This is a genomic window from Amycolatopsis sp. (genome assembly GCF_035276945.1).
GTDB lineage: Bacteria > Actinomycetota > Actinomycetes > Mycobacteriales > Pseudonocardiaceae > Amycolatopsis_E.
On the sequence record NZ_DATELF010000037.1, the window covers coordinates 1 to 2,221 of the forward strand.

Consider the following 2,221-nt stretch of genomic DNA (forward strand, 5'->3'; position numbering starts at 1 on the left):
TGTCGCCAAGTTCGACCCTCACGTCGGGCGGGGGATGGGGTGGCCCGCGCTCGACCCGGGCGGGGGCGGGAGACCCAGGGAGCGCGGACCGGTCAGGGAAGGGTCATGGCGGTCACGGGCGCGCAGCCGGTGACGATGGAATCGCCCGGGTCGCCGCCCCGTCGATCTCGTCGGCCCGCCCGACCATCGACGCACCGAGCCGGGCCGTGCCCGCGCCGTACATCCGCAGGATGTCCGTACCCACCGCCTCCAGGGAGCCAGCACGGCCGTAGGCCGACACCACCCGCATCAGCGCCTCGGCGACCTCGGCCATCGCGACGACCACCGCACGGTCCCGCTCCAGTCCGGTACGCGCCAGCCCGCTCACAGCTGACCCCCGGCGAGCAGGCACTCGTGCAGGATGTCCCGCAGGCAGGCCAAGATCGCGAAGCCGAGCAGGGGATCGAAGTACTCGACCTGATCACCGAACTGGAGCCCGGGTGTCCGCTCGCCACGGATACCCCAGTAGGCCTCCAAGGGCTGCCCGTCGTCGACCGGGACCAGCAGCCCACCGTCCGCACCTCTCGCGGCCCACGCCTTCCGGACCCGCCAGTCCTCTGGGCTCATGTGTCGTCACCTCCCGTCGCAGGAGGTGATGCTAGAAAGATCATGAATGAATGAGGGGGACAGACTGTCCCCCTCACCCGGACGGTCTACGGGGCTGGCAGCACACCCATCCGCTCGGCAAGGTTAACCGCGCTGGCTTTAAGCGGGCCTGTCGCGGAACGCACCAGTTCGACGATCGCGCCGCGCGTTAGGGGCGAGTACAGCACCCGTTCGGGGGATGTTTCAAAGGCACGTGTCAAGAAATGGAGGGCGCCGTCGAGTTCGTTGCGCTGTATGTGGCTAGCTGCGATTTCCCCAAGTAGGCGCCCGCGGCGTTCCCGGGACGGCATCATTTCCGGGTCGATGTGTTCTGCCCGCTGGACCGCCTCACCGTGTCGACGAAGTTCTGCGGCGATACTTACGCCATGGAGTGCGACGTTCTGTGTGCCGAACACCGTTTGGGGGTGGAAGTAGCCGGAGGGCAGTCGGGCAGCGGTTTCGGCTGCCGCGTCCCAGTACCGCCACGCCGCGCCCTCTTCGCCCTGGTAGGCCGCCGAGACAGCGCAATGCAGATTGAGGCTGCCATACAACCCGGCAGCATCATCATCGTTGAGGTGCCGTTTCAGTTCGCGAGCCGCTCCGGAAACAATCCGGAGCGCAGCATCGGCATCGAGTCCACGCAGCCCGTGACCGTAAATCCATGCCCCGAAGGCGAGACTCACCGGGTCATCTGCTGTCTGAGCCGCTCGCGCAGCACGATCGACGAGCACGCTTATCTCTTCGGGTTCGACCAAATCAACCGCCAGGTGCTGCGCCAGGCCGTAGGCGTTAGCAAGGACTTGATGGGCGGCGCGCCGTTCCGGACCGTCGAGGACAATCGACGCATGCTCAAGGTCGGCGATAAGCGCAGGAAGCGCTTCGGCTACAGCGGAATGATTGTCTGGACGCAGATGCCAAGCATGCCAAGAATTCGCGATGAGACTCGACAGCTCTCGAATGTCCGGCGGGTCATCGGAGCGGTTGGCTGGAGTGAAGTTGGCATTTCGGACGATTTGTCGAACTGCTGTCGCTGCGGGATGGCGCGGACCTTCCCACGCGGATACCGGAATAGGAACGTCGCCGTCGATGAACACCGATAGGTCATCGACGCGAAGTATTCGGGCGATACGCAGCAGCGCCGGTATGGACACGCCTCGCTGACCATTCTCGATACGTTTCAGCCAGTCAGACGAATAACCGACCAGACCGGCGAGAACCGGCCGACTCATGCCACGGCGCTCGCGCAGGTGCCGGATGATCTCACCAGTGTGGAGATTGGCGGGTGCGTCACTCACCGGTCATGCCCATCTTCGCGGAATGCGGATCCCTCTTCGCAGAGCCCCCGGGAGCTACCCGGAGGCGTTCCTCCGCGAAGAGGCATGTACCAGGGTAACGGCAGCGAAAGGCCCGGCAACCATCACACGGGTGGGTGGTTGCCGAGCGACGCTCGTTACTGGCAGTACCACCCGATCGTGACCGCCGAGGCATTCAGCACGGCCAGCGCCACGAAGCACACCCAGGACGCGACCAGCAGGCGCCGCAGCCGGCGCCTCCCGGTTCACCCCGACACCTCCGCCAGCAGCGCGCCAGGGCGGCC

Annotated in this window: 3 protein-coding genes; all 3 read right to left on the reverse strand. The window is 65.9% G+C overall.

Annotated elements, in window-relative coordinates:
- Positions 1 to 112 precede the first annotated feature (112 nt).
- On the reverse strand, positions 113 to 367 hold the full coding sequence (locus tag VJT49_RS05180) for a hypothetical protein (RefSeq protein WP_324163531.1): 255 nt from the start codon (positions 365 to 367) through the stop codon (positions 113 to 115).
- Positions 364 to 606, reverse strand: a complete 243-nt coding sequence (locus VJT49_RS05185; protein ID WP_324163532.1) for a hypothetical protein — start codon at positions 604 to 606, stop codon at positions 364 to 366. The genes VJT49_RS05180 and VJT49_RS05185 overlap by 4 nt, the downstream gene beginning before the upstream one ends.
- A gap of 86 nt (positions 607 to 692) precedes the next feature.
- Positions 693 to 1,919, reverse strand: a complete 1,227-nt coding sequence (locus tag VJT49_RS05190) for a helix-turn-helix transcriptional regulator (RefSeq protein ID WP_324163533.1) — start codon at positions 1,917 to 1,919, stop codon at positions 693 to 695.
- Positions 1,920 to 2,221 lie beyond the last annotated feature (302 nt).